Genomic DNA, 23,655 nt, shown 5'->3' on the forward strand with positions numbered 1-23,655 from the left:
ATGACCACCCCTACCGGCCCTACGACGGGTGAGGACCGCATCGACGTCGCCGTTGTGCGCGACGTCGCGGTCCTCACGATCGACCGTCCCGACAAGCTCAACGCACTCACCGTGGCCATGCGGCTGCGCCTGGCTGCCCTGATTCGGGAGCTCGGCACCGGCGAGGCCGTTCGTGGCATCGTCCTCACCGGACGTGGCCGTGCCTTCTCCGCCGGCGAGGACCTGAAGCAGGCGCCGACCACCGAGGCCGAGGTCCACAAGGCCTTCGAGAGCTTCCACGACGTCACCCGCGCGATCCTGCAGACCCGGGTCCCTGTGGTCGCGGCGGTCAACGGCATCGCCGTCGGCGGTGCCTCCGAGATCACGCTGTGCTGCGACACCCGGATCGGCATGCCCGCGACCGAGTACTTCCAGCCGGAGAACGCCCGCGGCCTCACCATCTCCAACGCGACCAGCCTGCTGCTCCGGCGGCTGGTCGGCAACCACGCGACGCGCATGGTGCTGGGGTCCCCGCGGGTCTCTTCTGCGGAGGCCCTGCGGATCGGCCTGCTCGACGAGGTGGTCGAGCCCGACCAGCTCCTCGAGCGCGCCGTCGACACCGTGCACGCGTGGACCCCCGAGGGGAACACCACGGCGCTGCATCTCGCGCTGCTGCGGCCCCTGGTCGCTGAGGTCGAGGCCGCCTTCGAGCGCGAGGACCACGCCGCCCACGAGGCCTGGGCGAGCGGACTGCTCACTGCCGGCGTCGCCGGCTTCTGGACCAACAAGGAGACGACCGCATGATCGAGACCCAGGCGGCGGTTCTGACCGCCATCAACGAGCCGCTCGAGCTCACCACCATCCGGGTGGACGACCCGGAGCCGTACGAGGTGCGCGTCGCGGTCACCAACGTCGGCCTTTGCCACAGCGACCTCCACTACATGACCGGCACGGTGCCACCGGACCATCTTCCGGTCGTCGTGGGGCACGAGGTGGCCGGCGTCGTCGAGGCGGTCGGCTCGGCGGTGACCCAGCTGAGGCCTGGTGATCGCGTGACGGGGGCGCTGACCCCCTCCTGCGGCCTGTGCGCCAACTGCTCGGCCGGCAGGTCGACCCAGTGCCAGCGCGTCCAGGAGATCCGGCAGCGTCCACGGTCGGCCTACCAGACCACTGACGGTGACCCCATCGACAGGCTCGGCGCCGTCGGCGCGTTCTCCCGGCATGCCCTCCTCCGCGAGAACGCGCTGGTGAAGTTGCCTGAGGACGTGCCGCTGCACGTCGGCTGCCTGCTCTCCTGCTGCATCGTCACGGGCGTGGGTGCGGTGTTCCGTGGCGCGGAGGTGCGGCCGGGCAGCACCGTCGCGGTGATCGGCTGCGGTGGCGTGGGGTCGGCCATCATCCAGGGGGCGCGGCTCGCCGGCGCCTCGGCCATCGTCGCGATCGATCTCGACGAGGACCGGCTCAAGGCCGCGCGCACGTACGGTGCCACCCATGTGATCAACGGCGGAGAGGGTGACACGGTCGAGGAGCTGCACCGCCTGCTGGGTGACGGGGTGGACTACGCCTTCGAGGCGGTCGGCTCGGCGCGCACGGCACAGACGGCCCTGGCCCTGGTGCGCCCGACGGGCACCGCCTGCCTGGTCGGCATCGCGCCGGCGGGCTCGGAGATCAGTGTCCCTGCGCACGACTTCTTCTTCCTCGAGAAGCGCCTGATCGGCTCCTACATGGGATCGGGCCAGGCCCGCGAGGACATCGCCCAGTTCGCCCGGCTCTACCAGCAGGGACGCCTCCTGCTCGACGAGATGGTGACCCGGGTCGTCCCCTTCGCCGAGATCAACGAGGGCTTCGAGGCGATGAAGTCCGGGGACGTCACGCGCATCGTCGTCGACCTCCAGTCCTGACCCACGAATCCGTAGAGGAAGCCTGATGTCCAGCAACGAGATCACGATCGCCCAGCCGGTCAACTACGTCGCCGACGAGTGGAGCGAGTGCGCCACGGTCGACGCCTGGAACCTCGACCCCAACACCCTCGAGCCCGTCCACCGGACCGTCACCACCCCGCCCGACGACGTCGAGCGCGCCCTGCGGCATGCGGAGCAGACGTACGACGTCGGCCGCTGGGACGAGGAGGCCCGGATCGAGCGGGCCGAGATGCTCGAGCGTGTCGCCGATCTCCTCGAGAGCCGGACGGAGGACATCGCGCGCACCGACGCGCTCACCAGCGGCACACCCATCAGTGCCACCCGCACGGTGGCGTCCTTCCTGCCCTTCCGCATCCGGGCCACGGCGGCCGACCTTCGCGAGATCCAGCGGGTCACCGCCCTGGAGGCCGGTGGCCGGGACGTACGCCTCTACAAGGTGCCGTGGGGGCCGGCGGCGATCCTCACCCCCTGGAACGGGCCGAGCTTCATCCCGGCCGCGAAGGTCGTCAGCGCGGTCGCGGCCGGATGTCCGGTGATCCTCAAACCCTCGGAGCACGCGCCGGGCAGCGCCCAGATCGTGGTCGAGTGCTTCGTGGAGGCGGGTCTCCCGTCCGGTGCGCTGCAGCTGGTCCACGGCGCCGGTGAGGTCGGCGCGCGACTCACCGCCGATCCGAGGATCAAGATCGTCTCGTTCACCGGCGGACCCGGGGCGGGGCGCGCGATCGCCCGTGCCGCGGCGGAGGACTTCAAGGTGCTGCAGCTCGAGCTCGGTGGCAACAACCCGGTGATCGTGCTCGACGACGCCGACCTCGACGTCACCGCCGACGGCATTCTCGACGGGATGACCAAGCTCAACGGTCAGTGGTGTGAGGGGCCCGGCAAGATCCTCGCCCACCGCAACCTGGTCGACCCCCTGCTCGACGCGCTGGCCGAGCGGGTCTCCAAGCTCACCGTCGGTCACTCCCTGGACGAGGACACCCACGTCGGACCCATCTCCAACGGGCCGCACTTCCAGACGCTCCGGAGCCGCATCGAGGGACTGCGTGAGCTCGGAGCGTCGATCCATCAGCCGGCGGCTCTCCCAGAACTGGGCGGCTACTTCCTCTCACCCACGATCGCCTCTGGTGCCGACCCGCGCCGGGCGACCGCCGAGCTGTTCGGTCCGCTCGTCTCGCTGCACGCCGTGGATTCCCAGGAGGAGGCGCTGCGGATCGCGAACGCCCATCCCTCCGGACTCGACGCGTACGTGTTCGGCACCGACACCGACCGCGCGATCGACGTCGGTGCCCGCATCGTGGCGGGGGAGGTGCGGGTCAACGGCGCCAAGGTCGCCGATCTCGGCGACGACTCGGCGCAGAGCTTCTGGGGCCCGGCCGGCATCGGCGGCCACGGGCCGGCCGAGTCCGTGCGCGTCTTCTGCGGCGACCGGGTCGTCGGTGTGGACTCCCCGGACCTGCCGCTGTGACACCGGCGCGGCGGCGCTCAGGCCTCGGCCGGCGCCGCCGCGAGCCGCGTCGTGAGCCAGGTGTCGAGGACGGAGCAGTTGATCTCCATCTGCGCCCGCGCGACAGCGGCGTCGCCGTAGGTCAGCCAGTTGACGCCGAAGCCGTCGGCGAGGGTGGCAAGGACGTAGGCGACCTCGTCGATCACCTCCAGCGTGACAGGGTCGGCGGCGGATGCCTCCCGCAGCGCCTTGCGCACCGTGTCGAAGGCCTGGTCGTACACCTCGATGCCGCGGTCGCCGTGCTGACGCCGGGCCCAGCTGACGAGCTCGAAGGTCGCGGCGGTGAAGCTCGGGGACTCGAGATAGCACGCCATGACGCCGCGCAAGATCTCCCGGGCTGCCTCGGGCAGCGTTGTGTGCGGGTCGCTGCCCTCGATGACCTCGCGGTACTTGCCGGACACGAAGGTGTAGACGTCGGCAAAGAGGTCCTCCTTCGAGTCGTAGCAGTAGTGCAGCATCGCCACGTTCGCCTTGGCCTGCTCGGCGATGCGCCGCGTCGTCGCGCCGTCGATCCCGTGGGCTGCGATGACCTCGACCGCGGCCTCGATGAAGTCGCGACGTCGCTGTGCGACGGGGATCCGTGCCATCAGGTCCTCCCAAGGAGCGGGCACGCCCAGCTTAGTTGGGCGCTTGATTAAGTCATGGCGACTATATCAGTGCTTGGCATAGACGTTTCGCCTGTGAAAACTTAGCCAAACATCTAAGTCATCGATCTTGATCATATGACTAACTCTGGCTTAGCGTATGAGCCAGATCACATCGCCCCGGATCGGAGACGACGCATGGCACAGACCAACCAGGAAGCGGGAGCAGCCCGCCGGACGAGAGCAGGACGCCGACCCGGCCGAGGTCCGCTCATCGGCATCGGCGCGCTGATGGTCGTACTGACCAACGCCGTCATCTTCATCCTTCCGCCGCTCCTGCCGGTGATCCAGGCGCAGTACGGGCTCGCCACGGTCGCCGAGACGACGTGGCTCTACACCGCCCTGACCCTCGGTGGGGGAGCGGGTTTCATCCTGCTGCCGCGCCTCGCCGATCTGCACGGCGACCGGAACGCCTCCGTCGCCGCGTCCGTCTTCCTCACGGTCGGTGCGGCGGTCCCGGCGGTCGGCGACTCCTACCCGACGCTCCTCGCCGGGTGTGCCCTGATGGGCTTCGGCTGCGCGGCCCAGCTGCTGCCGCTGGGCTTCCTCCGGCGCAACCTCGGCGAGTCCGGCATCACCATCGGCGTCGCCGTTCTGGTGATCGCCACAGGTGCCGGCATCGTCGCCGGCATGATCGGCGGCGGCCTGATCGTCGAGAACCTCTCCCTGCGCAGCTTCTTCGTCGTTCTCACCGCCGCCTGCGCAGCAACCACCCTCGCGACGTACCTCATGGTCCCGCACGCCCCGCCGGCCGAGCGATCCGGTCGGCTCGGCGTGGTCGGCACGGTGTGGATGGTCGGCTGGGTCGCGGCGATCCTGCTGACCCTGACCCAGGGGCTGGTCTGGGGCAACGCAGCGCTCATCCCGCTGGTGGTCGGTGTCGTCGGCGGCGTCGCCTGGGCGCGCTCCCAGCGCCGGTCGTCGACGGCCGTCTTCGACGTGGCGTTGATGCGTACGCCGCTGGTCACCGCCTCCTGCCTGTGCATCGCGCTGTTCGCGGCGGTGAACTCGGCGTTCCTGCTCCTGCTCAGCACCTACGCTCAGATCGTTCCCGAGGCGCTCCGACCGGTCGACGCGTACGGCCTCGGGCTCTCCGCCCTCCAGACCGGCTGGCTGATGGTGCCCTTCGCGGTGACGTTCCTGGTCGGCGGCGCGGTGGTGGATCGTCCGGTGGCCAATGGTCGCGGTGTGCCCGTCTTCATCCTCGGCGCCCTGATCAGCGCCGCCGGCCTGGCCTGGCTGGCGATGATGCACGAGCAGCAGTGGCACTACCTGGTCGGCGCCGCGGTCATGGGGCTGGGCTGCAGCATCGGGTACGCAGCCGGCTTCACGGTGGTCCAGGCCGCCGTCCCCGAGGAGAAGGCCGGCATGGCAGCAGGTGTCGCCGGCACCTTCATGGCGGTCGGCTTCGCGTTCGGCACGGCGCTCGTCAGCGCAGACCTCAGTGCCTCCATGGTCCCGGTGCCCGGCACGACGCTCGAGGTCGCCGCCGAGGGCCTCTACGGCACCGGCTACTGGATCTCCGGAGCTCTTGCCCTGCTCGTCGTCGTGACCGTCCTGGTCTCGAGCGCCCGCTCGCGTCGGCGGCACGGAGCCATCGGGTCCTAGCCCGGAGCGGCATGAGCCGAATCGAACAAGCACGTCCGCATGAGTGAAAGAAGACAGACATGAGAGACGACATCTACGCCCTGGCATTCCTGATCGGGGACGTGATCATGATCGCCGGCGGTTACTGGGCCGGCTGGAAGTTCATCAGGCAGTACCGCAACTACCTGCTCGGCATCGAGTGGTTCATCATCGCCACCTCAGGCGTGAACTTCCTGATCTGGGCGCTCCGCTTCCCCGAGGACAAGAAGGCCGGCGAGGCCAGCCTGCAGTACTCGTTCGCCTTCTTCCTCGATGCCTTCTCACGCTCGGTCGGCGTCACGCTGTTGCTGGTGGTCGGATTCCTCGCGGTGACCCACCGCCACAGGTCGAGCAAGGCGGTCGACGTGGCGATCTTCGCCATCGGCATCGGCGCAGGGCTCTACCTGGGGCAACCGAAGTTCCAGGACCACGTCGACGACGCCGGCCACCACATCCTCTACCCCGGCCCGGCGACGATCTATCTCGTCGTGAACCTGCTGACGCTCGTCTTCCTGGCGTACGTCACCAAGCGACTGTGGAACATCGGCGCGACGAAGGTCGCCGTCGCCACCCTGCTGGTCAGCCTGGCCGCGACAGGCATCGCCCTGGGCTACGACTTCTTCCCGTTCCCGGCCACCGTCGACCCGCTGCAGGACCGTGCGCTGTTCTACGCGCTCGCGCTCACGGTGTGGGGCCTGCAGCTGTTCATCTACCTCTTCGCCTATCGCGCACTGCACGAGCACAACGAGCGCACCGACCAGCGCGAGGTGACCCATGCCCGCGCCCACTGACAACGTCGAGTACGCGGCCTTCAGCGGCTGGGTCGACCCGCCCACCGACGTACGCCCGGCCCTGGACGCCGACCTGGAGTGCCGGGTCGCCGTCATCGGCGGCGGCATCAACGGCATGTCGACCGCGTTGCGGCTCGCCGAGCGCGGCCAGGACGTGGTCCTGCTGGAGGCCGAGTTCTGCGGCCACGGCGCCAGCTCGCGCAACGCGGGCCAGCTGGCGGGTGCCCCCGGCGGCGACATCCAGCTGCTCGACCTGCTCTCGCGCAAGAAGATGCCGGGGATGATGCGGTTGGCCGAGCGTGCCGCGCACCATGTCGAGGACTTCATCGCCAAGCACGACATCGACTGCGAGTACGAGGCCACCGGCAACGCGTTCGCCGCGGTCTCGCGTGGTCAGATGGGCCGGGTTCGCCGGGTCGCCAAGATCATCACCCGAGCCGGCGGCCACGTGGAGGTCGGCACGGCTGCTGAGCTGGGGATCCCACGCGGGTTCGTCGGCGGCATGCGGGAGGTCGTCGGAGGGAGGATGAACCCCGGCGAGTTCAGCCTCGGCATGCGCGAGGTCCTGCTCGACTCGTCCGCGCGAGTCTTCGAGCAGACGAAGGTCACCGATGTCCGCCGCGAGGGCGGCCGGGTCGTCCTGACGACCCCGCGCGGCAGGCTCCGGGCAGACCGGGTGGTGCTGGCCACGAACGCCTTCGCGGGGGAGTGGGACATCACCCCGAAGCACCTCTCCGTGCCCATCTACGTCATCGAGGTGGAGACCGAGCCGATCGCTCCCGAGCGTCTGGCCGCGCTGGGCTGGACCAGCGGCATGGGTCTGGTCACGCAGCACGCGATCATGGAGAACTACCGGCTGACGCCGCGCAACACCATCGTCTTCGGCGTACGCCGCCTCGAACGCGGCACGAGCTACCCGCTCCCGGAGAAGGTGCCGGACCCCGGCCTGGTCGAGGAGCTGGCCGGCGCATTCGCCACCCGGTTCCCGTCGTTGGCCGACGTCGCGATCGACCGCGCCTGGGGCGGATGGATCGCGATCACCTCGTCCTGGCTTCCTCTCGCCGGCCGGATGCGGGACGACATCTACTACTCGATCGCCTGCAACGGTCATGGCCTGGCCCAGGCGCCCTACATCGGGACGCTCATCGCCGACGCGATCGTCGACGGGGAGCTGCACGAGGACCTCCGCACCGTATGGCAGGAGAGGCCCCGGTTCCCGCGACCGATGATGATGAGCCGCGCCGGACTCAGGACGATCTGGGCCGTGGACCGCTTCAACGACATGGTCAACGGCAGCAGGCGCAAGGCCCGGGTCAGGGGTTGAAGACGACCTTGACCATCCCGTCGGCCTTCTCCTGGAAGGACTTGTAGGTCTCCGGAGCCTCGCTGAGGGGGAGGTGGTGGGTGGCGAAGGAGTCGACACCGAGCGGGTCGTCCTCGCCCACGAGGAACGGCAGCAGGTCCTCGGTCCAGGCGTGTACGTTGGCCTGGCCCATCCGGATGCTGACCTGCTTGTCGAAGAGCTGCATCATCGGGAACGGGTCCAGCGCGCCGCCATAGACGCCGGAGATGGAGACGTTGCCCCCGCGGCGTACGGCGTCGAAGGCGGTGTGGAGTGCGGCCATCCGGTCGACCCCGGCCGTCTGCATCACCGCACGGCCGGCGGCTGCGGGCATCCGGGACACCATCTTGGTCATCCCCTCGATGATCGGCGAGCCGTGGGCCTCCATGCCCACGGCGTCGATCACGGCGTCGGCCCCGCGTCCGTCGGTCAGGTCGCGCACCTGCTCGGCGATGTCGCCGGACTCGAGGGCGATCGTCTCCGCCCCACGCTGCCGCACCCGGGCGAGGCGCTCGGGGACTCGATCCACGCTGATGACCCGGTGGCCGGCGGCGAGGGCGAAGCGGCTCGCCATGTCGCCGATGGGACCGGCTCCGAGCACCAGCACGGTGCTGTGCGGGTCGGGATCGGCGTACTGCAGCGCCTGCCAGGCGGTCGGCAGGACGTCGGAGAGGAACAGGAACCGGTCGTCGGGAGGACCGTCGGGCACCTTGATCGGCAGCTGGTTGCCGAAAGGAACGCGCAGATACTCCGCCTGTCCGCCGGGGACCTGGCCGTAGAGCGAGCTGTAGCCGAAGAGGCTGGCGCCGGTGCCCTGGTCTCGGTTCTGGGTGGTCTCGCACTGCGAGTGCAGGCGGTGCTGACACATCCAGCACGTGCCGCAGCTGATGTTGAACGGCACCACGACCCGGTCGCCGACGCTCACCTCGCTGACCCCGGGGCCTGCCTCCGCGACGACGCCCATCGGCTCGTGCCCGACCACGTCGCCGGGCGTCATGAAGCCGGTGAGCACCTCGTAGAGGTGGAGGTCGGAACCGCACAGTCCGGTCGAGGTGATCTCGACGATGATGTCGTCGTCCTCGACGATGTGCGGGTCCGGGACCTCCTCCACTCGGATGTCGCGCTTGCCTTGCCAGGTGACCGCCTTCATGGATGTGCCTCCTCGGTTTCGGGTCACCCCTGCGGTACCCCGATCCGGCCTGTCCAGCCTGTCGGGCAGTGCTGAACCCGGCGGAGGTGGGTACCGGTGGGGCACATCGCAGATCAGGCCGCAGGGAGGGCGTGGACAACATGAAGGTGGTCGTCATCGGCGCGTCGGGGAACCTCGGCACCGCCGCGATCCGGGCGCTGACCGCAGACGGCGCCGCCATGGTCGTGGGGGTCGCGCGCCGAGCCCCGCGAGGCCCACGGTCCAACGTCCATGCGTCCGTCGAGTGGCGTCAGGCCGATGTCTCTACCGACGACCTGGAGCCGCTGGTCGAGGGCGCCGACGCGGTGGTCCACCTCGCCTGGAAGTTCCAGCCGACCCATCGTCCCGAGGAGACCTGGGCCACCAACGCCGTCGGAACCCGCAGGGTGCTCGAGGCCGTGGCGCGGGCAGGAGTGCCGGCGCTCGTGTGCGTCTCCTCGGTGGCGGCCTACTCGCCGGCGCATCACGACGACCCGGTCGACGAGACCTGGGAGACCGACGGCGCCTCGGCCGCTGCGTACTGCCGGGAGAAGGCGTACGTCGAGCGTGCCCTGGACGCCTTCGCCTGCAACCATCCCGAGGTCCGCCTGGTCCGGGTCCGGCCCGCCTTCGTCTTCCAGCGCTCCGCGGCGAGCGAGCAGCGGCGTATCTTCGGCGGCCCGCTGCTCCGGCCCGCCTTCGTGGACCGCCGGCGGATTCCCGTGGTCCCGCTGCCCGCCGGGCTGCGGTTCCAGGCGGTGCATGCCGGCGATGTCGGCCGGGCCCTTGCCGCCGCGGCGACCACCGACGTGACGGGCGCGTTCAACCTGGCCGGAGCCGGTGTCATCGGCCGCGAGCAGATCGGCGAGCTGCTGGATGCTCGGACGGTCGAGATCCCACCGAATCTTGCCCGCCACGGCCTGGACACGGCCTGGCACGCCCGGCTGGCGCCGGTCCCCGGCAACCTGCTCGACGCGGTCATGCAGCTGCCGCTGATGTCGACCGCCCGCGCCGAGCTGGAGCTGGGCTGGCAGCCACGCCACTCGGCCGTGGACGCTCTCGAGGCGGTCATCTCCGGGATCCCGGAGAAGGCCGGCAGCGACCTCCCGCCGCTACGTCCCTGACGGCCACGAGAAGGAGCACCGATGAACGACGAGATGTTGCACGCCTACCTGCAGCACCATTGGGTTGGTTCCAGCGCGGGGGCTGCGCTGTTCCAGCGTGTCGGACGCTCGCACTCCGATCCTGACGTCGCCGCTCGGGTACGACGGCTGTCCATCGAGGTGAACGACGATCGGGAGGCTTTGCGTCAGATCATCGTCGCGACCGGGGCAGCCCCGTCGCGCGTCGCCGCCACGACGGGGCGTGCCATGGAGCTCGCCGGCCGGTTGAAGCCCAACGGCCGCGTGGTGCGGCGCTCACCGCTCTCGGACCTGCTCGAGCTGGAAGCCCTGCGCGATGCGGTGTTCGGGAAGCGGGCCGGGTGGCAGCTGCTGCGGGCGGTCAGCGAGGACGACGTACGCCTGGACCCACAGCAGCTGGACGAGCTCGTGCGTCGCGCCGACGATCAGCTCGCCCGCCTCGAGGACCTGCACCTGCGCGTGGCCCGTGCGGTCATCGACGCCTGACCGGGTCAGATCCTGGAGACGTGGTAGTGGCTCAACGCCCATCCGCTGCGTCCACGTTGGGCGATCACGGTGAGGTGGACCGTCACGTTCCCGTCGGGCCGCACGAACAGCACACGGGCATATCCCGCGACGACGTCCGGGGCGATCTCGCGTGTGGAGAGCAGCTCGTACTCCGCCCGGAGGCCGATCGGCTGCTTGGCGTAGTAGGCGTTGATGTAGTCGCGCCCGAAGCCGGGGGTGGGGTCGAAGCCCTGGAAGAGGGCGTTCTCGGTGAAGAGGGCGGCGACATCGGCCGGTCGGTGCTCGGCGATGGCAGTGGCCCACTGGTCGAGTACGGTGCGCAGCTCCTGCTCCACACTGATGGTCTCGTTGGTCATGGAAGTTCTCCTTCGGGTGAGATGGGATGAGTCAGTGGCCGGCGCTCTGGCCGCCGTCGATGTGGAGGAACTCGCCCGTGACGAAGGGGGACTGCTCCAGGTAGAGCACGCCGCGGGTCACGTCTTCGACCTCGCCCAGCGTCTCCATGGGGTGGAGCGCAGCGAGGAAGTCATGCGTCTCCGGAGCGTGCATGGGTGTCTTGATGATGCCGGGCGAGACCGCGTTCACCCGGATGCCTCGGCCGGCGTACTCGACGGCGAGCGACTTGGTCGCCGCCGCGACCCCACCCTTGCTGAGTGAGGCCAGGACCGAGGGCACCGCTGCAGATGCGCTCTCGACCAGCGTCGTGGTCACACTGACGACATGGCCGCCCTCGCCCTGCTCGAGGAACTGTCCGAGCGCCGCCTGCGTGACGTGGAAGAAGCCGTCGAGGTTGGTGCTCTTGATCGCCTCGTAGTCCTCGACGGTGTAGTCGGTGAACGGCTTGGCGACGAAGATGCCCGCATTGTTGACCAGCGTGTCGACCCGGCCGAACCGGTCGAGTGCCGTGGCGATCACGCGCCGTGCGACCGTGGCATCGCCGATGTCGCCGGCGACGGTCTGGATGGTCTCGGACGAGGCTGGCTCGATGGATCGAGAGTTGGCGACGACGGCGTAGCCGAGGTCCTGATAGGCCGCGACGAGCGCGGCTCCGATTCCCTGTGAAGCGCCGGTGATGACGGCGACCTTTCGTGTGCTCATGCCGTTGGGAACATAGACGGTCGGTCAACTATTCCGCTGGGCGATCGGTCTACAATCGAGACCGTGGGACGGACTTCAGATGCGCGCGAGCGGCTTGTCGCCGCCGGCACCGAGCTGTTCAGTGAGCGGGCCTACAGCTCGGTCGGCGTGGCGGAGATCGCCGCCCGTGCCGGGGTGCAGAAGGGCTCGTTCTACTACTTCTTCCCGTCGAAGGAGGCCTTGGCGCTGGCTGTCATCGACGCCCACTGGGTGTGGCAGCGTGGCGAATGGACGGCGATCCTGGCGAGGCCGGGCACGGCTCTCGAGCGCCTTCGAGGGATCTTCGATGCAACCGCACAGATGCAGACGTCGGCGCTGCGCGGCACCGGAGCGGTCACCGGGTGCCTGTTCGGCAACCTCGCCCTCGAAGTCAGCTCGATCAACCCGTCGTTGCAGACGAGGCTCCAGGAGATCTTCGAGGAGCAGGTCCAGATCATCGCCGAGCACCTGACCGCGGCGGTCGACGACGGCGAGATCGAGCTCGTGGACGCGCGGATGGCCGCGAAGTCGATCGTGGCTCAGCTCGAGGGACTCGTTCTCTTCGCCAAGTTGTTCAACGACCCCGGCGAGCTGGACGCCCTCTGGGGCAACAGCCTGCGACTGATGGGCATTGCCCTGCCGGCCGGGCAGCCGGCGCCGCTGTAAAGGGTCGCCCCTCTGGTCCTCGCTCGGTTGCCGCCGAGGGAGCGTGGTGGGAATAGGTGCGTCTCTCCGGTGTTTAGTAGACGGTCGGTCAACTATGAACCGGCCTCAAGAGAAGGGACTCACCCCATGTCTGAGAACGTGAAGGTCACGATCGTCTACTACTCCTCGACCGGCACCACGGCTGAGGTTGCACGCGAGCTCGAGAAGGGAGTGCTGGCCACCGGCGCCGAGGTTCGCCTGACCAAGGCTCCGGAGCTTGCTCCGGTCTCCGCCATCGAGTCGAATCCGGCGTGGGCAGCGAACCACGCCACCACCTCCGACGTCCCGGAGGCGTCGCCGGATGACGTCGCCTGGGCCGACGTCATCCTCTTCGGCACGCCGACGAGGTTCGGGAACGTCTCCGCCCAGCTCAAGCAGTTCATCGACACGCTCGGTGGGCTGTGGGCAGAGGGCAAGCTGGTCGACAAGGTCTACAGCGGTTTCGTGTCGTCCTCCAGCCTCCATGGCGGCCAGGAGACGACGCTGCAGTCGCTCTACACCTCGGTGCACCACTTCGGGGGGATCCTCGTCGCGCCCGGTTTCACCGACCCGGTCAAGTACGACGACGGCAACCCGTACGGAACCTCGCACGTCGACGCCCAGGGGGCCAACCCGGTCGGCGACGTCACCCGGGCCTCGGCCAAGCACCAGGCCCAGCGTGTGGTCGAGATCGCCCGGCGCCTCAAGGCCGGACAGGCAGCCTGAGGAAGGAGTGGACCGATGGCTGAATTCATCGTTGAGATCACGACCGTGATCCCTGACGGGACCCCGCAGGCCGAGGTCGATCGACGTCGGACCGCAGAGGCGGTTCGGGCTGCGGAGCTGGCGGCGGGCGGTCACCTCGTTCGTCTCTGGCGCCCGATCGGCGAGATGCGGAGCATCGGCCTGTGGGTCGCCGCCGATGAGGCGGCCCTGCGGGCGGACGTCCTGGAGACCTTGCCGCTGTCCCCGTGGATGACCTTCGACGTCACCGCGGTGGCATCGCATCCGAACGACCCGGCCGCTCGCGGCCGCTGAACCAGACGCGTCCGTCGCCGCGCTGCACCTCGTCGCGCCCTCACCGTTCTCCACGACGGCGATGACGAGGCAGGCGCGGCGACGGCGTCTGCGGGTGGTGCACACCGTGGTCAGGGCATGAGGGTGATGCACGCGGGTTACCGGTTGGCATGACGCCACTGACCTGTCTGATCCTGAACTGCACCCTCAAGAGCTCGCCCGACGAGTCCAGCTCCGCGCTGTTGGGATCCCAGATCCTCTCGGCGCTCATGGACCATGACATGAAGGGCGAGATGGTCCGCGTCGTCGACCATGACGTCCGCTTCGGGGTGAGCACCGACGAGGGCGACGGTGATGCCTGGCCGGAGCTGCGCGAGCGGATGCTCGCCGCTGACGCCCTCGTGCTGGTCACCCCGATCTGGCTGGGCCAACCGTCCTCGGTGTGCAAGATGGTGCTCGAGCGGCTCGACGCGGAGCTCAGCGAGACCGACGAGGACGGCCGGATGCTGACCTACGACAAGGTCGCCGGCATCGGCGTCGTGGGCAACGAGGACGGCGCCCACCACGTCACCGCCGAGCTCTGCCAGGCCCTCAGCGACGTCGGCTTCACCATCCCCGCCGGCGGGTCGACGTACTGGGTCGGCGAGGCAATGCAGGGCGTGGATTACAAGGACAAGACGCCGACCCCGGAGGCGACCGCCGGAACCACGAAGACTCTGGCCCGCAACCTGGCCCACCTCGCGGGCCTGCTGGCCAGCTCGCCGTATCCGGCAGGCGGGTGAAGCTGCCTCAGCCCACGTCCTCGCCTCGCGTCGCCCGGGCGAGGAGCCGCTTCTGGGCGCGGCGTCCCTGCGCCACGACGACGGGCGCCGCGCTCAGCCCGAGCCGGGGGATCGCATCGGCCAGACGCGCCTGGATCCCGCGCCACCCGGGCACCGTCTTGACCGGCCGTGGCTTGTCGAGCACAGCGCCGACCGCGGCCACGACCTCCTCGGGCCGGAGCAGCCTGCCGGAGAACGAGAGTGCCGCCGCGGGGTCGTCGAGCTTGTCGTAGAGCATCGGGGTCCAGATGCCGTCGGGGCAGACGCAGGAGATGTCGACGTTCTCGACGCCGGCGAGCCGCAGGTCCGCGAGCGTGCTGAGGCTGAAGCCGATGGCTGCGTGCTTCGAGGCGGCGTAGACGGCTTCGCCGGGGACCGCGGTGATGCCGGCCAGCGAGACGATGTTGACGATGTGGCCGCCGGCCCCGGTACGCATGGTGTCGATCGCGCTGACGGTGCCGTTGATCGTGCCGAGGGCGTTGACCTCGAGCATCAGCCGGCGCGTGTCGGGTGCCTGCGTCCAGGCCGGGCCGCTCACGAGCACGCCGGCGTTGTTGACCCAGACGTCGAGCCGGTCGGCGTGGGTGAGCAGGGCGTCCCGGGCGGCGTCGACCGCGTCGGCGTCGCGTACGTCGAGCGCCCGCGGGATCGCGTTGGGGCCGAGCTCCTCGGCGGCGGTCCGTGCGGCGGCCTCGTCGAGGTCGGTGACCAGCACGGTATGACCACGCTCGACGAGCAGGCCGGCGATCTGCCTGCCGAGACCTCGGCCCGCGCCGGTGACGACGGCGCCGGAAGCTGGGCGGGTCACGAGCGGCTGCCCTTCAGCGTGCCGTACTCGATCCCGCCGTGGAGGTAGGTGGGTACGACGGGCCAGAACCGCTTCCAGGCGACGAGCTCGGTCGACGGCAGGATCTGCAGCCAACGGGGGTCGTCCTTGCACGGGTCGGCGAGCGTCTTCTCTTTGACCATCGAGTCGTACTGGTCCAGGGAGTCCTCCAGGGTGTTGGCGTTCGGGCAGATCTCCCGCCCGAGCTGCTCGGCGTAGCGGCGCACCCCGGGGATCTTGGAGAGCTCCGGTTGCCAGTTGTCCAGGGAGATGCCGTTCTCGCTGGAGACCCACACGCCGTCGGGAGTGTTGATCACGAGGGAGTGGTTGCCGTCGGTATGACCCGGCGTCCACAGCAGCGCGATACCCGGGCCGAGCTCGATGTCGCCGTCGAACGTCACGAACTTGTCCGGGTCGACGCCGTCCAGGCCGCCCTCGACGTACCAGGCCCACTGCATCGGGTGCAGCGACTGCAGCGTCGCGAGCTCCCGCGCGTGGACCAGCATGCGGGCGCCTGCGAAGAGGGGTTCGCGCGGCTCGGTCTCACCCTCGACCACCGCGGTCGATCCCAGGATCATCCGTGGGTCCTGCACGTGCAGGTGGTCGAAGGTGCAGAAGTCGATGTCCTCGGGCGCGAGGCCGAGCTGCTCGAGCACGTCGCCGGGCTCGTTGTAGTACCTCACGATGGCCTTCTCGATCAGGCGGCCGCCGGGAAGCCTGTTCGTCAGCCTCTGCAGGTTGCGGTAGAACGGCGCCTCGGCGGAGCCGTCCGGCACCGTCGGCTCGAAGACGAGTGTGCGGGCGCGGCCGTCCCAGTCGGCGTACTGCACCACGATCATGCGATTGATCATGGAGATCAGCGGCAGCGTCGGCACCGACACGGCGTCGTGGAAGGCGTAGTGGACCGGGTAGGGCGCGGCGGCGATGTCGACCGACTTCACCGCATGGATCTGGCCCTGGGCCTTGAAGCGCGTCTTGTACGCCGCCGCAGCCTCGCGCACGGCAGCGAGCCGGGCACCGCGTGGCCAGACGTCGTGCACCCCCTCGAACTCGGGGATCGTGCGGGCTCCGATGGCGGCGAGGCCACCGCTGTCGGGTCGCGTGTCGGTGCCGGTCATGATGCTCTCCTTCTCGTCGGTGACTCGACGAGTGTGACGCGCTGGTGACGCAAGAACTTGTCCCAGCGCGACAGGGGAGGCGGTCAGCCGATCGCCGCTGTCGCGGCGCCTTGGCGGCGCAGGTGGCGGGGGCTGGTGCCGTACCAGCGTCGCACCGCGCGGCTGAGCGAGGACTGCTCGCTGAACCCGGACAGCGCCGCCACCTGGGTCAGCGACATCTCTGTCGTGGTGATGTAGCGATGGGCGGCGTCCCGCCGCACCAGGTCGAGCAACGCCTCGAAGGTCGTGTCCTCGCGGGCGAGGCGTCGCTGCAGCGTGCGCGGGTGCACCCCGAGGAGCCTGGCGACCTGGGCGATGCCGGGCGATCCGTACGCCAGCAGCTCGGCGATGACGCCGCGTACCCGCGGGGCGGTCGCCGATCCGGGATCGGGATAGTGGGCGGCGAGATGCTCGAGCGCGATCCGCCGGATCGTCTCGTCGGCGCTGTCGAAGCCCCGGTCGAGCGCGGACCGCTCGAGACGCAGCGATCCGAACGCGGCCCCGAACCTCACCTCGACCCCGAAGAAGTCGAGGTAGCGCTGGACCGGCGACAGCGGAGCGTGGGGGATCTCGACGGAGCGCAGCCCGGTCACGCCGCCGAGGAGCAGGTCGGCCACGTGGTGGAACAGGCCCAGGCCCAGCTCCATCGCCTGGGCGGAGTAGGGCGACTCGCGCAGATCCTTGCGGTAGGTGGCGGCCACGACCCCACGGACCCCGCGCGGGTCCGGCTCGACGCCGATCTGGAGCGCCGGGCTGTGCACGAACATGAACCGCGACGCGCACTCCAGCGCATCGGCGACCGTCGCGGAGGACTCGACGGCGATCGCCAGCGGACCCAGGATGCTCAGGTCCTGGCGCTCGGCCAGCCGCAGGCCGAGGTCCGGACAGTCGAGCGCGGCGGCCGCCGCGTCGAGCATCAGGTCGTGAGCGGTGATCGAGATCAGGCCCTCGTCGGAGGCCAGCGTGGCGGGGGAGATGCCGAAGCGGCGCAGCAGCGGGCCGGCCTCCCCGCCGAGCTCCTCGACCAGCGGCGAGAACCCGCGGAGGCTGGCCGCGCGAATCCGGGTCACGCGGATTCTGGCTGCGGCAGGTGCGGGAGGTCGGGCATAGCCTTGGCGATCAGGTCGACGACGCTCGGCAGCGGCGCCCGGCAGATGGCGGCGGCGTCATCGGTCGGCACCCCGAACATGCGCAGGAGGTCCTCGGTGACCTGGTCGGTCAGCTCGGCGTCGTCGAGCTCGGGCTGGTCGTGGATGGCCTGGCCCAGAGCCAGGGCGGCCCCGCCGGCGATGAGCAGAGCGGGGTAGGGCGCGTCGAGGGTGAACCTGCCGGACTCGCAGCCGCGGGTGATGTCGCGCAGGGCACGGGGGGCCAACCCGTTCTCGGAAGACAGCAGCGCCATGCCGCGAGACAGGATGACGCGACTCAGCTGCGGCTCGACGCGGTGGATGCGTCCGGTGAGTCGGTAGCTCCGCGCGAACACCTCGGCCGGGTCCTCGATGTCCTCGGTCCAGGCATCCAGGACCGCCCCCTGGAGCTCGAGGGCGGACTCGACCGCAGCCTGGAAGAGCTCTTCCTTGGTCTGGAAGTGGTTGTAGAACGACCCCATCCCGACATCGGCGAGCTCGGTGATCTCCAGGACCGGGACGCTCGTGCGGTCCTCGGCCAACAGTCGCTGAGCGGCGCTGATCAACGCCGCACGGGTCTGCGCCTTACGGCGCTCACCACGCTTGCGGGCCGCAGCCGCAACTGCTTCGGACATCGTGCTCCTCCTCGTCGGCCATCGGATCCTAACACCGCCTCTGCCGACGATGACGATTTCGTCAGAGAGGGTTGACGGCTTCGCGCATCGTGAGTGACGATATCGTCAAGTACGAAGACGAGGCGGCGATGAGCACTCACCACACCCACAACGACCTGCACAGCGAGCAGGGTCCGCTGGCCGGCGAACATCCCGGCCGGGCGACCAACCCGGTCATCAAGGCACGCGACCTGGCCTGGCTGGAGTTCGAGAAGCCCGATCTCGCGGGAGCCGAGATCTTCGGCCACGCCTTCGGGTTCGCCACGAGCTACAAGGACGCCGACGAGCTGCACCTGCGCGGCACGCGGGCCGGCCTCCCGGCCGTCATCGTGCGTAGAGGAGCCAGGTCCCGGTTCACCGGTCCCGCGTTCCTCGCCGCCGACGACTCCGACCTCCCGCGGCTCGCCAGCCATCTCGGCGTCCCCATGACCCCGCTTCCCGAGAACCTCGGCGGCCTCACCGTCGACTCGCTCGACCCCAGCGGCGCCCGTGTCCGGGTCGTCGCGGGCTGCCACCAGCTTCCCGCGCTGCCCGGCCAGACCCCGCTGGTCCTCAACGTCGGCGCCGAGATCGCCCGGGAGAACCTCACCCAGCGTCCGCTGCGCGAACCGGCCAAGGTGGAGCGCCTCGGGCACGTCGTCCTCCAGACGACGCGTTACCGGGCAGCGCTCGACTGGTATCTGGAGACGCTCGGCCTCATTGTCAGCGACTTCCTCTACTACGAGGGACAGCGGTCCAAGGGCCCGATCATGAGCTTCATCCGGTGCGACCGCGGCAGTGAACCGGCCGACCATCACACCCTCGCGATGACGCTGGGCCCCCGCACCCGGTACGTGCATTCGGCCTATCAGGTGGCTGATCTCGACGCGCTCGCCGCCGGCGGCCAGTTCCTCCAGGACGCCGGGTACCACCGTTCCTGGGGCATCGGCCGACACATCCAGGGCAGCCAGATCTTCGACTACTGGCGCGACGACAAGGGCTTCCTCGTCGAGCACTTCACCGACGGCGACATGTTCGACAACACCCTCGATCCCGGATGGGCCCCCATGACCGCCTCCGGCCTCGCCCAGTGGGGCCCGCCTGCATCGGCGGACTTCCTGGGCATCAAGCCCGGAAGAGAGTCTCTCGCCGAAGCCCGCTCCATCCTTTCCGCGTTGCGGAAGCCCGACAACGAATTCGACATCGCCCGCCTGCGCGGACTCCTGAAGGTGGCCAGCTCATGAGCATCGACATCATCCGAATCCACGACCGGTGGTACGTCCAGAAGTCCGACACCAGCGGCACGCTCGTCCTCACCGACGCCGCCACGACGGGTGAGCTTCTCGCGGACCGGGCGGCCGTCGATGCCGCCGTCGCCGGTCAGGAGAGCACGCTGCCCGCCGGCGACCTGCAGTCGCCGGTCACCTCGCCGTGCCGGGTCGTCGCGCAGATGACCAACTTCGTCAGTCACATCAAGGACTCCGGCATGAACCCGGAGACCGTCCCGTTGACGTTCTTCCGCAAGACCTCGCACTCCATCAGCGGCCCGACCGCGGACATCATCAAGCCGGCTCACGTCCGCTTCCTCGACTACGAGGTCGAGGTCGGCCTGGTCATCGGCAAGGACATCCCGGTCGGCACCGACATCACCCGCGACAACATCGCCGACCACGTCGCGGCACTGGTCGTCACCAACGACATCTCGGCCCGCGACCTGCAGCTGCCGAAGACCCAGTTCTTCGAGGCCAAGTCCTACCCGACCTTCACTCCGACCGGCCCGAGGCTCGTCGTGCTCGAGCCCGGCGACTGGGAACGGTTCGAGGACCTCCGCCTCGAGCTGTGGGTCAACGGGGAGATCCGCCAGGATGCACTGGTGGGCGACGACATGCTCTTCAAGCCGCTGCAGGCACTTCAGGGCCTCGCCCGGTTCCAGCCTCTGGCCGCCGGCGACCTCGTCCTCACCGGCACGCCCGGTGGTACAGCCCTCAAGGCGCCGCCCAAGCCGGTCGAGCTGATCGGGGCCCTGCTGCCCCCGGCGACCAAGTGGAAGGCCTTCTTCAAGGCCCAGGCCAGGAACGACGACTACCTCGCCGACGGCGACCTCGTCGAGGTGCACATCCACACCGAGGACGGCAAGCTGGACCTGGGCCGCCAGCGCACCACCGTCCGCCACGCCGCGGAGGTCTCCCGATGAGCACGACCACCGACAGCACCACCGGATGGCCCACGTTCAATGTGCCGGGGGACGTCGAGCGCATCGAGACCGTGCCGCTGGAAGAACGCGACCTGCCCGCCACCACCTACCAGGTGCTCGAGAGGGCGGCCGAGCAATGGCCGGACCGAGTCGCGATCAGCGTCATGCCCGACGCCTCTCGTTGGGCCGAGGCCGTCAGTGTCACCTACGCCGAGCTGCTCGCCACGACCGAGAAGATCGCCAAGGCACTCGCACGCCGGGGCGTCACGCCGACCACGCCGGTCGGCATCATCGCGCCCAACTCCCTCCAGCTCGTCCCCGCGATGATCGGGGCCCAGGCCGCGGGTGTCGCGGTCCCGCTCAACGGCGGTCTCAGCAGTGAGAACCTGGCCAAGCTGATCGAGCGCAGCGGGGTCAGGCATCTCATCGTGGCCTCCCCGGACCTGGACGAGGCCATCTGGGCCAAGGTCGCCGAGCTCGCCGGCCGCGGGTGTCTGGACCACCTCTACCTCCTCGATCCCACCGAGGGCACGCGTGCCACCGACGTGACCCTCGACGGTGTCGCCACCGCGTACCTCCTCGACGCGGCCCGGGCCGAGGCACCCGGATTCGAGGACCCGCACGGGCCCGGCGACATCGCGGCCGTGTTCCACACCGGCGGCACCACGGGCACTCCGAAGCTCGCGGCCCACACCCACGCCAACCAGGTCGTCGACGCCTGGCTCATCGCCGCGGACTCCACCGCCGACAGCGACGAGCAGGCCACCGTCCTCGCCGCGCTGCCGCTGTTCCACGTGAACGCGCTGCACGTCACGATGCTCGCCCCGATGCTCAAGGGCCAGCGCGTGGTCTGGGCGGGCCCGCTCGGGTTCCGTGACCCGTTCCTGTACGGCGAGATCTGGAAGATCATCGAGCACTTCGAGGTCGCCACCATGAGCGCGGTCCCGACGGTGTACGCCGTCATGGCCGCCTGCCCGGTCGATGCCGACATCTCGTCGATGAAGTTCGCGGTCGTGGGCGCCTCCGCGCTCCCGGTCGCCGTCCGTACGTCGTTCGAGCAGCACACCGGCGTCCCGCTGCTGGAGGGATACGGCCTGACCGAGGGCACGTGCGCCAGCGCCCGCTCGTTCGTCTCCGACCCGCGGCCCGGCTCGGTCGGCAAGCGCCTGCCCTACCAGCCGATGCGGGTCGTCGACGTCGCCGCGGACGGCACTTGGCGCGACGTACCCGCCGGCGGTGTCGGAACTCTCCTCATCGGAGGTCCGACCGTGTTCGCGGGCTATGTGACCGGCCGCGCCGAGGACGGCTTCGTGCTCGACCACCTGGACAAGGTTCGCGACGGATGGCTCGACACCGGTGACCTCGCCCGCATCGAGGACGGCTTCGTCTACCTGACCGGCCGGGCCAAGGACCTGATCATCCGCGGCGGTCACAACATCGACCCCGTCGCCATCGAGGACGCGCTCCGCGACCATCCGGCCGTCGCCGACGCCGCCGCGGTCGGCTGCCCCGACCCGCGGGCCGGTGAGGTGCCTGTCGCGTACGTGACGCTCACGCCCGGGGCCGATTGCAGCGAGGCAGAGCTCGAGACGTTCGTCGCGGCCTCCGGCCTCGAGCGAGCGGCCACGCCGAAGAGCGTCACGATCGTCGATGCGCTCCCGGTCACCGACGTCGGGAAGCCGTACAAGCTCGCCCTCCGTGCCGATGCGGCGAAACGGGCCGTCCAGGACGCGCTTGCCGACCTCGAGGGGATCGTCGAGGTGGCAGGAGTCGTCGCCGACGGGTCGGTGCGAGTCGTCGTGCGGACCGACCACGTGGCTGACGTGGTGGCGGTCCGCGGACGGCTGGACACGTACGCGATCGGCAGCGAGGTCATCGAGCCGTGAACGACGGCACGACGCCACAGCCCGATGTCGTGGTCATCGGCGCCGGCCCGACCGGCGTCACAGCCGCGGTCCTGCTGGCCCAGGCCGGGGTGCGGACCCTGGTCCTGGACCGCTGGACCGACGTCTTCCCGCAGCCGCGAGCAGTCCACCTCGACGACGAGGTCTACCGCATCCTCGGCGCGCTCGGGGTCGCGAAGGAGTTCGAGGACATCTCCATCCCCGGCGCGGGCCTCCGGCTGCTCTCGCCGCAGCACCGGACGCTGGCGCAGTTCGACCGGACCGAACCCCGGACCACCAACGGCTACCCGCAGGCCAACATGTTCGACCAGCCCGACCTCGAGGTGATCCTGCGTAGACGCATGCACGAGATGGACCTGGTCACCTTCCGGGGGAACGTCGAAGTGACCGCCGTCAGACCCGAGGCCGAGTCCGGGCCCGAGGTCGAGTACGTCGACCGGGCCACCCGGGAGAGCCACACGGTCCGGCCTCGCTTCGTGTTCGGTGCCGACGGCGCCAACAGCCTCACCCGCGCATGCATCGGTTCGACCATGAAGGACCTCGGGTTTCGCGAGCAGCGGTGGCTCGTCGTCGACGTCGCGACGCCCCGCGACCTCGGCCACTGGGGTGGGGTTCACCAGGTGTGCGACAGCCGGCGTGCCGCGACCTACATGCGCATCGGCCAGACCCGGCACCGGTGGGAGTTCGAGCTGCTGGAGAACGAGACCACCGCGACGTACGAGACGCTCGAGGCTCTCGCACCGCTGCTGGCTCCGTGGGAGACCGACACGAGCGACCTCGAGGTGATCCGGCTCGCGGAATACACGTTTCGCGCCCAGCTGGCCGACACGTGGCGCCGAGGTGGGGTGTTTCTCCTCGGCGATGCCGCCCACCTCACCCCGCCGTTCATCGGGCAGGGGATGGGTGCCGGAATCCGCGACGCGGCCAACCTGTCCTGGAAGGTGGCGGCGGTCATCGACGACGCCCTACCGCCCAGCGTCCTGGACAGCTACGAGACCGAGCGCCACCCGCACGCTCGATCCATGATCCAGCTCGCCACGCTCGTGGGCCGTTCCATGACGGGAGGTGGGCCCGCCGGGGATCGGCTGCGCCGGGTGCTCCTACCTCTTCTCGTGCATCTTCCGGGCCTGCGCCGGCGCGTTCTCGACAGTGCCACTCCGACCTTGACCGGCTCGGCGCTGAATCACAAGAGACGCCTCGCGGGCGGCCTGCCCGGCACGCTGTGCCCGAACGTCCGTCTGGACTCCGGAGAGAGACTCGACGACGTCATCGGCCACCGTTTCATGCTGGTCGCTCGGGAGGAACCGATCGGCCCGGCCACACAGAAGCTGGTTGATCTCGACATCACGGTCGTGGCCGCCGCCGAGAGCGTCGATCTCGACCGATGGCTCGGCCCCGCGACGGCCGCTCTCGTACGCCCCGACCGCACCGTTCTCGCCGCAGGAAGGCTCGACACCGTTCTGCGGCGCGTCCCGCTGACGCGCTCCGCCCACTCCGCTCGCCGGTGATGATGCTCGGGCAGGGCCGAGTC

At 69.7% G+C, this 23,655-nt stretch carries 24 protein-coding genes; 16 read left to right on the plus strand and 8 right to left on the minus strand.

Annotated elements, in window-relative coordinates; genetic code table 11:
• From OG984_RS01535 to OG984_RS01545, 3 genes are read left to right on the plus strand one after another with little or no spacing between them, the layout of a single operon-like run.
• Positions 1-783: an enoyl-CoA hydratase/isomerase family protein gene (locus tag OG984_RS01535; protein WP_328529920.1), complete on the plus strand. Its 783-nt coding sequence runs from the start codon at positions 1-3 to the stop codon at positions 781-783.
• Positions 780-1,880 carry a Zn-dependent alcohol dehydrogenase gene (locus tag OG984_RS01540; RefSeq protein WP_328529921.1) on the plus strand — a complete coding sequence of 367 codons (1,101 nt, stop codon included), beginning with the start codon at positions 780-782 and terminating at the stop codon, positions 1,878-1,880. Before OG984_RS01535 ends, OG984_RS01540 begins: the two co-directional genes overlap by 4 nt.
• A gap of 25 nt (positions 1,881-1,905) precedes the next feature.
• Positions 1,906-3,366, plus strand: coding sequence for an aldehyde dehydrogenase family protein (locus OG984_RS01545; protein WP_328529922.1), 1,461 nt, complete (start codon positions 1,906-1,908; stop codon positions 3,364-3,366).
• Positions 3,367-3,383: 17 nt separating this feature from the next.
• Here the strand turns inward: OG984_RS01545 and OG984_RS01550 are convergent, their stop codons facing one another.
• Complete coding sequence (locus tag OG984_RS01550; RefSeq protein ID WP_328529923.1) at positions 3,384-3,992, minus strand: TetR/AcrR family transcriptional regulator; 609 nt, start codon at positions 3,990-3,992, stop codon at positions 3,384-3,386.
• Between the two features lie 195 nt (positions 3,993-4,187).
• Here OG984_RS01550 and OG984_RS01555 point away from each other — a divergent pair, with 195 nt between their 5' ends.
• The 3 genes from OG984_RS01555 to OG984_RS01565 are packed head-to-tail and all read left to right on the plus strand — an operon-like array spanning position 4,188 to position 7,790.
• Positions 4,188-5,657, plus strand: a complete 1,470-nt coding sequence (locus tag OG984_RS01555) for an MFS transporter (protein ID WP_328529924.1) — start codon at positions 4,188-4,190, stop codon at positions 5,655-5,657.
• A 59-nt stretch (positions 5,658-5,716) separates the two neighbouring features.
• Positions 5,717-6,466, plus strand: a complete 750-nt coding sequence (locus tag OG984_RS01560) for a hypothetical protein (RefSeq protein WP_328529925.1) — start codon at positions 5,717-5,719, stop codon at positions 6,464-6,466.
• Positions 6,450-7,790 (plus strand): NAD(P)/FAD-dependent oxidoreductase, encoded by a 1,341-nt coding sequence (locus OG984_RS01565; RefSeq protein ID WP_328529926.1) that lies wholly within the window; start codon positions 6,450-6,452, stop codon positions 7,788-7,790. The genes OG984_RS01560 and OG984_RS01565 overlap by 17 nt, the downstream gene beginning before the upstream one ends.
• On the opposite strand, the gene OG984_RS01570 is transcribed toward OG984_RS01565, so the two are convergent.
• On the minus strand, positions 7,780-8,958 hold the full coding sequence (locus OG984_RS01570; protein WP_328529927.1) for an alcohol dehydrogenase catalytic domain-containing protein: 1,179 nt from the start codon (positions 8,956-8,958) through the stop codon (positions 7,780-7,782). The genes OG984_RS01565 and OG984_RS01570 overlap by 11 nt on opposite strands.
• Positions 8,959-9,098: 140 nt before the next feature.
• Here OG984_RS01570 and OG984_RS01575 point away from each other — a divergent pair, with 140 nt between their 5' ends.
• Entirely contained in the window at positions 9,099-10,100 is a 1,002-nt protein-coding gene (locus OG984_RS01575; RefSeq protein WP_328532307.1) for an NAD-dependent epimerase/dehydratase family protein, read from the plus strand.
• 21 nt (positions 10,101-10,121) lie between these two features.
• Positions 10,122-10,604: a hypothetical protein gene (locus tag OG984_RS01580; RefSeq protein WP_328529928.1), complete on the plus strand. Its 483-nt coding sequence runs from the start codon at positions 10,122-10,124 to the stop codon at positions 10,602-10,604.
• Between the two features lie 5 nt (positions 10,605-10,609).
• Here OG984_RS01580 and OG984_RS01585 read toward each other — a convergent pair whose 3' ends face one another.
• Both OG984_RS01585 and OG984_RS01590 read right to left on the minus strand, forming a co-directional pair.
• A complete protein-coding gene (locus OG984_RS01585) occupies positions 10,610-10,981 on the minus strand; it encodes an SgcJ/EcaC family oxidoreductase (RefSeq protein WP_328529929.1) in 372 nt (123 codons plus the stop codon).
• A 31-nt stretch (positions 10,982-11,012) separates the two neighbouring features.
• Positions 11,013-11,723, minus strand: coding sequence for an SDR family NAD(P)-dependent oxidoreductase (locus OG984_RS01590; RefSeq protein ID WP_328529930.1), 711 nt, complete (start codon positions 11,721-11,723; stop codon positions 11,013-11,015).
• A 63-nt stretch (positions 11,724-11,786) separates the two neighbouring features.
• Here OG984_RS01590 and OG984_RS01595 point away from each other — a divergent pair, with 63 nt between their 5' ends.
• The 4 genes from OG984_RS01595 to OG984_RS01610 all read left to right on the plus strand — a co-directional run bounded on the left by OG984_RS01595 (position 11,787) and on the right by OG984_RS01610 (position 14,224).
• Positions 11,787-12,407 (plus strand): TetR/AcrR family transcriptional regulator, encoded by a 621-nt coding sequence (locus OG984_RS01595; RefSeq protein WP_328529931.1) that lies wholly within the window; start codon positions 11,787-11,789, stop codon positions 12,405-12,407.
• Positions 12,408-12,533: 126 nt separating this feature from the next.
• Positions 12,534-13,151: an NAD(P)H:quinone oxidoreductase gene (wrbA, locus tag OG984_RS01600; protein ID WP_328529932.1), complete on the plus strand. Its 618-nt coding sequence runs from the start codon at positions 12,534-12,536 to the stop codon at positions 13,149-13,151.
• A gap of 15 nt (positions 13,152-13,166) precedes the next feature.
• Positions 13,167-13,463, plus strand: coding sequence for a muconolactone Delta-isomerase family protein (locus tag OG984_RS01605; protein WP_328529933.1), 297 nt, complete (start codon positions 13,167-13,169; stop codon positions 13,461-13,463).
• A gap of 149 nt (positions 13,464-13,612) precedes the next feature.
• Positions 13,613-14,224 (plus strand): flavodoxin family protein, encoded by a 612-nt coding sequence (locus OG984_RS01610; protein ID WP_328529934.1) that lies wholly within the window; start codon positions 13,613-13,615, stop codon positions 14,222-14,224.
• A 7-nt stretch (positions 14,225-14,231) separates the two neighbouring features.
• Here the strand turns inward: OG984_RS01610 and OG984_RS01615 are convergent, their stop codons facing one another.
• From OG984_RS01615 to OG984_RS01630, 4 genes are all read right to left on the minus strand, one after another.
• Entirely contained in the window at positions 14,232-15,071 is an 840-nt protein-coding gene (locus tag OG984_RS01615) for an SDR family NAD(P)-dependent oxidoreductase (protein WP_328529935.1), read from the minus strand.
• Positions 15,068-16,207, minus strand: a complete 1,140-nt coding sequence (locus OG984_RS01620; protein WP_328529936.1) for a hypothetical protein — start codon at positions 16,205-16,207, stop codon at positions 15,068-15,070. The genes OG984_RS01615 and OG984_RS01620 overlap by 4 nt, the downstream gene beginning before the upstream one ends.
• 83 nt (positions 16,208-16,290) lie before the next feature.
• Entirely contained in the window at positions 16,291-17,316 is a 1,026-nt protein-coding gene (locus OG984_RS01625; RefSeq protein ID WP_328529937.1) for an AraC family transcriptional regulator, read from the minus strand.
• Complete coding sequence (locus OG984_RS01630; protein WP_328529938.1) at positions 17,313-18,008, minus strand: TetR/AcrR family transcriptional regulator; 696 nt, start codon at positions 18,006-18,008, stop codon at positions 17,313-17,315. Before OG984_RS01630 ends, OG984_RS01625 begins: the two co-directional genes overlap by 4 nt.
• A gap of 128 nt (positions 18,009-18,136) precedes the next feature.
• Here OG984_RS01630 and OG984_RS01635 point away from each other — a divergent pair, with 128 nt between their 5' ends.
• From OG984_RS01635 to mhpA, 4 genes are read left to right on the plus strand one after another with little or no spacing between them, the layout of a single operon-like run.
• Positions 18,137-19,270: a VOC family protein gene (locus OG984_RS01635; RefSeq protein WP_328529939.1), complete on the plus strand. Its 1,134-nt coding sequence runs from the start codon at positions 18,137-18,139 to the stop codon at positions 19,268-19,270.
• The gene (locus OG984_RS01640; RefSeq protein ID WP_328529940.1) at positions 19,267-20,220 is read left to right on the plus strand and encodes a fumarylacetoacetate hydrolase family protein; all 954 of its coding nucleotides are present in this window, start codon (positions 19,267-19,269) and stop codon (positions 20,218-20,220) included. The genes OG984_RS01635 and OG984_RS01640 overlap by 4 nt, the downstream gene beginning before the upstream one ends.
• The gene (locus OG984_RS01645) at positions 20,217-22,106 is read left to right on the plus strand and encodes an acyl-CoA synthetase (RefSeq protein WP_328529941.1); all 1,890 of its coding nucleotides are present in this window, start codon (positions 20,217-20,219) and stop codon (positions 22,104-22,106) included. Before OG984_RS01640 ends, OG984_RS01645 begins: the two co-directional genes overlap by 4 nt.
• Positions 22,103-23,632, plus strand: a complete 1,530-nt coding sequence (gene mhpA / locus OG984_RS01650) for a bifunctional 3-(3-hydroxy-phenyl)propionate/3-hydroxycinnamic acid hydroxylase MhpA (protein ID WP_328529942.1) — start codon at positions 22,103-22,105, stop codon at positions 23,630-23,632. The genes OG984_RS01645 and mhpA overlap by 4 nt, the downstream gene beginning before the upstream one ends.
• Positions 23,633-23,655 lie beyond the last annotated feature (23 nt).

Origin of the sequence: Nocardioides sp. NBC_00368 (genome assembly GCF_036090055.1) — a bacterium.
Taxonomy (GTDB): Bacteria; Actinomycetota; Actinomycetes; order Propionibacteriales; family Nocardioidaceae; genus Nocardioides.

Coding starts and splice junctions, on each gene's coding strand:
- OG984_RS01535 (WP_328529920.1), top strand. CDS start 1: ATGACCACCCCTACCGGCCCTACGACGGGTGAGGACCGCATCGACGTC.
- OG984_RS01540 (WP_328529921.1), top strand. CDS start 780: ATGATCGAGACCCAGGCGGCGGTTCTGACCGCCATCAACGAGCCGCTC.
- OG984_RS01545 (WP_328529922.1), top strand. CDS start 1,906: ATGTCCAGCAACGAGATCACGATCGCCCAGCCGGTCAACTACGTCGCC.
- OG984_RS01550 (WP_328529923.1), bottom strand. CDS start 3,992: ATGGCACGGATCCCCGTCGCACAGCGACGTCGCGACTTCATCGAGGCC.
- OG984_RS01555 (WP_328529924.1), top strand. CDS start 4,188: ATGGCACAGACCAACCAGGAAGCGGGAGCAGCCCGCCGGACGAGAGCA.
- OG984_RS01560 (WP_328529925.1), top strand. CDS start 5,717: ATGAGAGACGACATCTACGCCCTGGCATTCCTGATCGGGGACGTGATC.
- OG984_RS01565 (WP_328529926.1), top strand. CDS start 6,450: ATGCCCGCGCCCACTGACAACGTCGAGTACGCGGCCTTCAGCGGCTGG.
- OG984_RS01570 (WP_328529927.1), bottom strand. CDS start 8,958: ATGAAGGCGGTCACCTGGCAAGGCAAGCGCGACATCCGAGTGGAGGAG.
- OG984_RS01575 (WP_328532307.1), top strand. CDS start 9,099: ATGAAGGTGGTCGTCATCGGCGCGTCGGGGAACCTCGGCACCGCCGCG.
- OG984_RS01580 (WP_328529928.1), top strand. CDS start 10,122: ATGAACGACGAGATGTTGCACGCCTACCTGCAGCACCATTGGGTTGGT.
- OG984_RS01585 (WP_328529929.1), bottom strand. CDS start 10,981: ATGACCAACGAGACCATCAGTGTGGAGCAGGAGCTGCGCACCGTACTC.
- OG984_RS01590 (WP_328529930.1), bottom strand. CDS start 11,723: ATGAGCACACGAAAGGTCGCCGTCATCACCGGCGCTTCACAGGGAATC.
- wrbA (WP_328529932.1), top strand. CDS start 12,534: ATGTCTGAGAACGTGAAGGTCACGATCGTCTACTACTCCTCGACCGGC.
- OG984_RS01605 (WP_328529933.1), top strand. CDS start 13,167: ATGGCTGAATTCATCGTTGAGATCACGACCGTGATCCCTGACGGGACC.
- OG984_RS01610 (WP_328529934.1), top strand. CDS start 13,613: ATGACGCCACTGACCTGTCTGATCCTGAACTGCACCCTCAAGAGCTCG.
- OG984_RS01620 (WP_328529936.1), bottom strand. CDS start 16,207: ATGACCGGCACCGACACGCGACCCGACAGCGGTGGCCTCGCCGCCATC.
- OG984_RS01630 (WP_328529938.1), bottom strand. CDS start 18,008: ATGTCCGAAGCAGTTGCGGCTGCGGCCCGCAAGCGTGGTGAGCGCCGT.
- OG984_RS01635 (WP_328529939.1), top strand. CDS start 18,137: ATGAGCACTCACCACACCCACAACGACCTGCACAGCGAGCAGGGTCCG.
- OG984_RS01640 (WP_328529940.1), top strand. CDS start 19,267: ATGAGCATCGACATCATCCGAATCCACGACCGGTGGTACGTCCAGAAG.
- OG984_RS01645 (WP_328529941.1), top strand. CDS start 20,217: ATGAGCACGACCACCGACAGCACCACCGGATGGCCCACGTTCAATGTG.